4 protein-coding genes are annotated in these 8,479 nt (G+C 40.1%); 3 read left to right on the top strand and 1 reads right to left on the bottom strand.

Translation table 11 applies throughout. The features are described 5' to 3' along the window. The first annotated feature begins 177 nt into the window (after window positions 1–177). The gene (locus tag HRU42_RS19525) at window positions 178–762 is read left to right on the top strand and encodes a lipopolysaccharide assembly protein LapB (RefSeq protein ID WP_295033589.1); all 585 of its coding nucleotides are present in this window, start codon (window positions 178–180) and stop codon (window positions 760–762) included. 98 nt (window positions 763–860) lie between these two features. Then, window positions 861–1,676, top strand: a complete 816-nt coding sequence (locus HRU42_RS19520) for a hypothetical protein (RefSeq protein ID WP_295033588.1) — start codon at window positions 861–863, stop codon at window positions 1,674–1,676. A 738-nt stretch (window positions 1,677–2,414) separates the two neighbouring features. On the opposite strand, the gene HRU42_RS19515 is transcribed toward HRU42_RS19520, so the two are convergent. Continuing rightward, entirely contained in the window at window positions 2,415–2,624 is a 210-nt protein-coding gene (locus HRU42_RS19515; protein WP_295033586.1) for a hypothetical protein, read from the bottom strand. Window positions 2,625–3,070: 446 nt separating this feature from the next. On the opposite strand from HRU42_RS19515, the gene HRU42_RS19510 reads away from it, so the two are divergent. Further along, a complete protein-coding gene (locus HRU42_RS19510) occupies window positions 3,071–7,984 on the top strand; it encodes a DUF3883 domain-containing protein (protein ID WP_295033584.1) in 4,914 nt (1,637 codons plus the stop codon). The last annotated feature ends 495 nt before the right edge of the window (window positions 7,985–8,479 follow it).

Raw genomic sequence — 8,479 nt, 5'->3', positions numbered from 1 at the left:
TATGATAGAATATTTGAGTGTTGTTTGGCGTAGTAAGAGGGCGGATTGATACATCATTAAGTTTTTCAGGCAGTAGTCGGCATTGGCCATCTTCCTTAGAATAAGAATGGATGTCTTGGTTATATTAATATTACTCGAATTGCCCAGCTTAACTTCGAGCCGCGTGTGGCGACATCTATGCCAGGTGTTGGACAAGATGATTGGTCATCGCGTGCTTTGTCGCTAATTGAAGATGAGAAGTATGTAGAGGCCGCGCAAGTTGCTAAGGCTGAGTTTGATTCAAGTAAAGATTATCATGCACTTTTAGCCCAACTGAGAGCGTTATATCGTGGTGGGCGTTACTTCGAATGTGTTGGGTCAATAAAACAACACAGAGATTGCTTAACTTTGGACGTTGAATTGGGGCTTGAGTTTAGAGAGTTAGCTTTAGATTGTTATCTAAAAGCAAAAGATGTGCTGAATGCTAATAAATTGATTGAAGATATTGAATCTCGTGGAGAGCTTAATAAGCCTGAGATGTTACTAAAAAAGGCTTCTATATGTGGTTTGCAATCCCGATATGATGAAGCCATAGAACTGCTAGTGAGTCTTAATAAACAGTTTCCCCGTAGAGCCCATATATTAAGACGCTTAGCTTTGGCATATGAGCAAGTCAGGCAACCAGAAAAGGCTTTGGCGTATTTGAAAGTCTATCTCAAAGTTAACCGCGATGACTGGGCCGATGCTCAAATAGATAAGTACCGCCGGTTGGGGTATGTGTGATAGTTTATTACTGATTTTAAAACAGTAATAATTGGCTGTAATTCAGCTGAATATATTAATAAGGTGCTTAAAAGCACTCATTGCCAAGGATGAAGTTTATGACTGCTGTGGTTAAAGTAAGTAAAAGTGTACTGTTTGAAACTGTGATGGCTGCTGTTGAGGCATATGCGATAAAGCATGATGGGCAAGATGTGGTTGCAATTGAAACAGCTGCTTCTCTGTGGGGCTCTGTTAATAAACGATTACCTTTTAAGTGCAATATTGAGCATGTGTCTGTTGAAACGTCAGCAGAAAGGACAAGGGGAAGCGTTTGTCTTAATCCATCTTCTCTTGAAATCAAAAAAGATATAGCTTCTGCTTTTGGAGATGGTTTTAGCTATATAGGCTCATTCCATACTCACCCTTGGTTGAAAAACGAGTCATATGGTTGGAAAAAAATTGAGGGCCCAGAAAGTATAAGAAAAGATAAGCTTTATAATTTTACTGATTCGGATCATCGTTGTGAAGTCGATTCACCTGAAATCATGATAGGTAAAAATAAATTCAGTGTTGCACTTGTCATGACTGTTCACTCTATGGACCGAGCAAACGACAAGAAGGATGGTGAATTATCAACCAACGTCCAGGAGTTTTCTTTAGGTAATATTAAGTTTTGGTTAACCGCTAGAGTGTTCGAACATAAGCTACTAGAGCATTGTAGTGAAAGCGAGTGTGAAGCATTCGAATCTTATGGGCTGGACATAAGTGAAGTTGATGGTGACCTTTTGCCAATCCCCATAGATACAGAGTTGGAATGTGAGGCTTTACAGTATCTAGATTTATATTTGAAAGAGTTTGGCCGTTTGAGTGCAGAAGAAAAAGGGGCCAATTATCGTAATAAGAATATTGCAGAAACCCGTTGGTTTGCCAAATAACCTTGATCTGGCTGGAGTAAGCTTACTTAAATGCAGAGTTAGCTCCATCGCCACTATCTAGACAAATAGCCAAATTAGGCATGAAGCTTGAAATCAGTGTTATTTAGTGACCCAGAATATTAGTTTTAGCAGATTATCACTGATGCTTTGCGTATTGCCAGTTAAGAAGCTCTATATGCAGGGCTTCTTTCACTCTATCATTTAGCTACGAGCCTCATAACTGTAGCGATAGGTTGATTGCTTCGATAGCTGCAGCTTGTTCTGCGAGTCTGGGGGCTATCTTGTCATCTGATTCAAGCCAGTTTGAAACTCGGCTCCAGCACTCAAGCGAGTGCTGTTTAAAAGTGTTACTCAGCTTACTTATACCAAGCTAACGGTACTGAGTTTTGCGGTACTTTTCCAGTTGTGTTGCAGTTTAATCAGGTAACTGTTTTTGGTGTCTACGCCATGAGGAAAGCAATGTGAGCATTCCATCTCTTCACCCACGCAGATACGTGATACATGCCTGCCTGTACTTTGTGCGGTACTGCTGCAAGCCCTACTTCATTGAGACCGTAAAAACGGATAAGTCGACCTTCTTTTTTCTTCTATCTCTCCTCGGTGATACCTAGAACAGAAATCCTTTTAGAAAATCAATTAGCATTAATGCCTCTAAATATTAAGTCTGGCCATCGAATAACGGTATGCCTAATATGGCATAACCGTTATTCGTTAAGAGGCTTGTTTAGCTAGATATCGTTATCCAGTTGTCGCGCTTTCTGTATTTTCAACTTCCAGCCAGACTGTTGCGATAAGACCACTAGTAACGTCTAATTCCTTATAGATAATCCGTATCAAGCGAGTGACTTGGCGGTTAAATTTATCGTCAGGATTAAATTCGTTATAAAGGCTTAACCATGCGGCCACCAGCATCAGTAACCTAAAATGCACTCGCTGGATTTGCGCCAAGCAGATCCAGTTTTATGCCGCGATTGAAAAGCTGCTTACAGTACATCAGATCATCGTTAGCGATAGTTGGCCAGCCCGTAGCAGCTCAAGGAAAGAAGCTGGGTAGGCCTCAAGCCCATGCCACAACTCTTTCAGTTCAAGCAAAGAAAGCAGAGGGCTTGTCTCAATCTAAAGTAGCAGAAGCATTAGGCTTGGGAATTGCCACCGTAAAAAGGCATTGGAATAAGTAAAGCCTTCAATGCATATATCATTTTCGAGTTGCTTGGTAATGTGAATGAGTCTTACGATAAGTTATCTGACTGTATTTCTACAAATGTTACAGTCAATGCAATTAAAATAAAATGATGGTAAGATTATGAAAATTAGATGTTTTATAGTTAGCTTGATTAAGTAGATGTATAGCCAAGTGACTAACTAACCGTAATTATAAGGATGAAATGTTGATTATGTCACAAAAGGCAGAGTTGCTAGCATTTAGGAAGGATAAATATCAGCTTGAGGAGTCAACTGGCAGAAGCTTGCTTCAAGAGGATGCCAAATCAGATTTGCACAATAGCGTTAATATCATTTCGGAGCAGCTGTACTCTAAAGATGTGCACTTTGTGTTTGAGCTTATTCAAAATGCGGAAGATAACCACTATGCAGATGGGGTTACCCCCAAGTTGCACTTTGAGTTATTGGAAGAGGACCCAACAGGTACCGAAGGGACTAATGGCTGTTTAGCCATTTTCAATAATGAGACCGGCTTTAATATCAAAAATATTAAAGCGATTTCATCTATTGGAAAATCGACGAAAGCCGGCTGTAAAGATGCTGGCTATATCGGTGAAAAAGGAATTGGTTTTAAGTCGGTCTTCAGCGTATCACCTAGCCCGCATATCTTTTCAAACGGCTATCACTTTTTGTTTAAAGACAAGGATGATGTTGCTGGGCTTGGTTATATTATTCCCTATTGGGTAGATAATACTCCAGCGATAGTGCAGGAGAGATTATCGACTTACACCACCTGTATTCTATTACCACTTCGCGCCGATAGTGAGCGAGATATCCAGCAAAAAATCAGGCATGAGCTGAATAATCTTGATGCTTCGATACTGCTTTTTTTGAATAAGCTTAATGAACTAACCGTTAAGGTTGATGGCAAACTGCGCCGCTATTCAAAACAAGTGGATGGCAAAGTCACCACATTAGTTAATCAACAAGGTAATAGCTCAGTATCTGCTGACTATTTAGTTTCAAGAAAGTCGGTTGATGTCCCTTCTACGTTAATTGAAGCTAAGCGTGAAGGAGTGGTTAAGCGTGATCTCTGCATTGCTTTTAGAAAAGGTCTAAAGCCAGAGCAAAAAACGAATCATAAGTTGTATGCTTATCTGCCAACAGAGCTTAATACCGGGCTTCCATTCCTAGTCAATGCCGACTTTCTACTACCAGCTAGTCGAGAGTCGGTTTTAGTTGATAAAAAATGGAATCATTGGATACGTGATGAAGTCGCAATTTTTGCTGCTGATACTCTAGCGGAGCTGCTTCTTGAAAACGATAATGTCGATTATTTTTCTCAGATCCCGCATCTAGACAATTGCAATGAAGATTTTTTGCTTCCTATCTTTGAAAAAATCATCGAAGTACTTAAGCAAACAGCCTTTATCCCCTCATTATCAGGTCTTAAAAATTTACCAAGTGATATTTGTTTTGCGGATAAAGAGGTCACTAATTTACTTGCTGAATTAAAAAGTGATGAAGCAAAGCTTCCTGATAGGGTAATAGCAGTAGACACTCACCCATACAAGAAGCTATTAAAACAATGGCGTGATTGCCACCTAGATGCAGAAGAGATCTTAAGTTACCTAAATGCTGCTCAAGTGGCGTTGACGGATTTACCTGAATCTTGGTTTGTTTCTTTACTACGTTGGCTCTCTAGGCGAGATGATAAATTTCATTGGAAAGTGAATGAAGATGGGCTAGAACTCTTACGTATAGCCCCACTATTTGTTACTAACCAAGGGGTTCTTTCCTGCCATGAACAGCTGTTATTTTTATCATCGAATACCCATATAGAATACCCGATATTAACGACTCCTGAGCATAAAACTAACCACGGCCTAATTTCGGCATCTTTTCAGAAATTATTACAAAAAGAAGCGGGTACGCTGAGTTTTGTAAAAGAGTATTTTGACATTGAAACCTTAAGTCAGGGTGAGTATTTAGAGAAGGTCGCATTGCCATTTTGTGAGGAGCACTGGCAAGACATTGAGCCCGAATCACTTTGGAAATTGAACAGTTTTGTCGCTCAGCACTGGTTCAGTATAAATGATTATGCCAAGAGCTTACTAAATGAAAACCTGCCATTTAAAAATCAAGCTGGAGACTTTGAGCTAAAAGGGAAGAGGCAGTTAGTCACCCCTGAAGATGATGAACGCTCTTTTATCTGGCAAGCTGTTTTTAATAAAGATGAGCAAAACCATTTTCTAATATTATCGAATGACTATTTAGAGCTGTTCGAAAAGTTCGAAAAGCTAGATAAAGACGGTTTCTACTCAACTATTGGGATATCTTCAACCCCACTGCCAGAGATTGTAAAAGTAACAAAGCAATATCGTCATGGCGCTATCCAGTTAACTGAAAGCTACTTCACCGAAAGCTATGAATCATATTTGTGCAACAAGATTGACCAAATAGATTCTACGGGCGTGATAAGTGCAGAATGCTACAAATTGCCTGCAATTTGTCATACTCCTAATGTATTTCTAAATGAAGAATTGCGTAAGGCTTTTTTTTATTGGCTTGCCGAAGTGGAAGGTAAATTACTGGGATCTGTGTTTATTAGGTATTTCTATCGAACAAATTACCGAAAGGTGGTTGAAAGTGAACTTCTTCGCTGGTTAAAGCAGACCAAATGGCTACCAACACAAAATGGATTAAAGCGTCCTGAGGAGACGTTTGTTGCGAGCCAAGGAAGTCGCGAGCTGTATGGTGATGCAGTGAGCTTCTTAGATAGTGACTTCTCGCTGCCAATGTCCTTAGCTGAGAGGTTAGGCGTTGCATCTGAAGTCAACACGGAAACAGTGTTAAAGGTTCTAAGAAGCTGGTCTTTTCATAACGAAAAAGTAAGTATTGATGATGTTATGAAACTATATGATCGGCTAGCTGATACCGGTTCAGACCTTGAAACGCTGTTTGCATCTGAATCACTCATTTATTGCCCCTCTGGTGAGCGTAACTGGTGTAAATCCAATAAAGCTATTTGGAAGTCACAAAAAGAGGTGCTAGGAGACCTGTTCCATTGGTTATCTGATGTTTACCCTGATTATAGAATGTCATTTTGGCTAAATACCATCAATGTGTCTCAGCATCCTGTCCCTAAAAGTTTTGCCGATGCCTGGCTACTTCTTCAGACTTTACCAGTCAAAGATAAAGACAAAGGCAGACATGTGAGAAATAAGTTGGCTGCGATTTATGAACGGCTAATTTCCTATATAAAAATGAGAGGAAGTAATAACCTTGAACCATGGTTTGATGAGTTTGTAGATAAGGCACTTTGCTTTTCACAAAGCTACCGATGGGTGAGCCGATTTAGCTGCTATATCAGAGACGATAAGAGAGTTGCACTGCTATTTAATGATAAAGCTGAGTTCTTCTGGCGAACCCGAGGTAAAACCCATTCTGACTTTATGCCCCTGCATGATGCACTGCGCTTAAAGGGGGTAAGTGAAGAAGTTTACCGTGAAGTTGAGCTAGATACTGAAAACCTGATCCCCCCAAGTAATCCAATATTAACGAATCACAGTCGCCTCTTACTTGCATATTACTACAAGCAATTTATTTCAAAGTCAGGAACGGTGGCTGAAGATTGGTTTAAAAAACCAGAAATCTTTGACCTTTTAACTGTAAATGAATTTTGCACTTCTTCGGATATTCCTGTGAAGTATGAACTTAATGGCCGTTTAGCACATGATTCAGTTGAAGTATTATTCGATGATGAAAAGGGGATTTTAGTTTATAACACTGAGGGTAAAGATATCGAAGATTTAGTTGATGACTTAGCAGAAGAGATAAGTAAGCTAATTGTCACTAAAGCCTTTATTGAAGAGCAAGATCATATCCGCCCACTTTTGAACGTGAATAGTGCTCGACGTTTTAATAAGCGTATTGAGAAAAAGCATTGGGAGAATGTTTTAACTAAAGAAGAAATTAGGATAATCAAATCGCTAAAGCGCCCTGAAGTAGAAAGCGACTTATCGTCTATGAGTGATACAGAAGCTAATGAAGAGGGTACCGCAACTGATAAAGGTAGCTCCAATGGTGCAAGCCCAAGTACAGGGACGGGTCGCGCTAATGGCTCAGGTTCTAGTGTCGGTGCAGGTAGCGCTCATAGTGCTGGTTCTGGGACAGGAGTAGGTAGTTCTAATGGTGCAGGCTCTGGTAAAAGAGCGGGTAGTTCGAATGGTTCTGGTACAGGAACAGGTCGTTCCAATGGCTCTGGAGCTGGCAGTTCTAATAGTTCAAGTACAGGTACTGATCGCTCCAACGGCTCAGGTTCGTCTACTGGTGATGGGAGTTGTGTGGGCGAAGACAATAATGATACACCCTCTCGGTCACCCAACTATCGAATGGTCAGTTATGTAGAAAATAGTGACCATCAGTCAAATGATGATAATGAACCTGCTAAGAAGCAGCGTGCAAAGAAAATAGGTGATAAAGCGGAGGCCATAGTCGCTCAATACTTGCAGCAAGAGGGCTTAGATGTGGAGCACCTAGGTGGAAATAATCCAGGTTTCGATATTTATGCAACAGATCCCAAAACTGGAGAGACTTTTTTAGTTGAAGTAAAGGGGATGCTCGGGAATTGGAACCTGATGGGTTTCACTCTCTCAAGCACTCAAATGCGTAAATGCCAAGACTATGGTGATAATTACTGGTTAATCGTTGTCGAAAACTTAGTGAGTAAACCCTATCTATATAAGCTAATAAACCCTGCTGCTCAAATTGATATTTATTGTTTTGACTCAAATTGGAAGCAAGTTGCCGAAGAGAGTATAGCGCTCAATATTACCAACGACAGCATTGAATTAAGACCACCATCCATCTTCTCAGATGGCGAAGATGACATTATTGACGATGATTTTTTCTATTGTGATAAACATAAAGAGTTGTATTTGAAGTGCTCAGAGTTTGCTATTGGTACACCTGATGTCGGTTTTGAATTACAAGACCCCTATGCAGAAATAGTTTTCGAATTAGAGTTAGCTTGGCCTAAGCACAAAAAAGGCATCTATACAGCAGAGCAGAAGCCTAGTTTTGATGGCTGGGAATTTAAGACTGTGGAGGAAGCTCTGACCGAACTAAGCTGGTTGGATATTTAAATAAATAATCCTCCTCTTTCGATTATTAGTCAGTCATGTGAAGCCAGCATTTACTATGAATAATCCATGGTTAATCTTAGAACTTAGCAATAAGGTGAGAGCATGAACAGATTTATGTCGCACTTTCTGGGGAGATTAAGGGCAGTGGGACTAGAATCTGTTCGCTGCCGCACTGGCTGTTTAGGCAATTTTTTCGGGGGATTACCGCAACACAAATGTACGGCAACAATGGTTAGCAATTCAGATTAATTACTCAATCAAATATACTGTGGGTATAATCAGGGGAATATGAACTTGGGATTGTGTTTAAAGTGCTTAAAAGCAATGCCTTGATAGCAGTTGATCGGCGTAATGTAAGCTGGTAAATAAGAGGATGTAAAAATAATTGTGTAACTGCTGATTATCTATAACCTACACAAAGGGTAAAATAATGAGCTACACAATGGATAATAAAAAACTACAAGCTATGGCTGAAGAACTGGCCAAAGACCTCAA

Origin of the sequence: Shewanella sp., assembly GCF_013214165.1 — a bacterium.
Classification (GTDB): Bacteria; Pseudomonadota; Gammaproteobacteria; order Enterobacterales; family Shewanellaceae; genus Shewanella.
Note: the sequence above shows the minus strand (reverse complement) of the source record. Positions and strands in the feature narration are given on the sequence as shown.

Coding starts and splice junctions, on each gene's coding strand:
- HRU42_RS19510 (WP_295033584.1), top strand. CDS start 3,071: ATGTCACAAAAGGCAGAGTTGCTAGCATTTAGGAAGGATAAATATCAG.
- HRU42_RS19525 (WP_295033589.1), top strand. CDS start 178: ATGCCAGGTGTTGGACAAGATGATTGGTCATCGCGTGCTTTGTCGCTA.
- HRU42_RS19520 (WP_295033588.1), top strand. CDS start 861: ATGACTGCTGTGGTTAAAGTAAGTAAAAGTGTACTGTTTGAAACTGTG.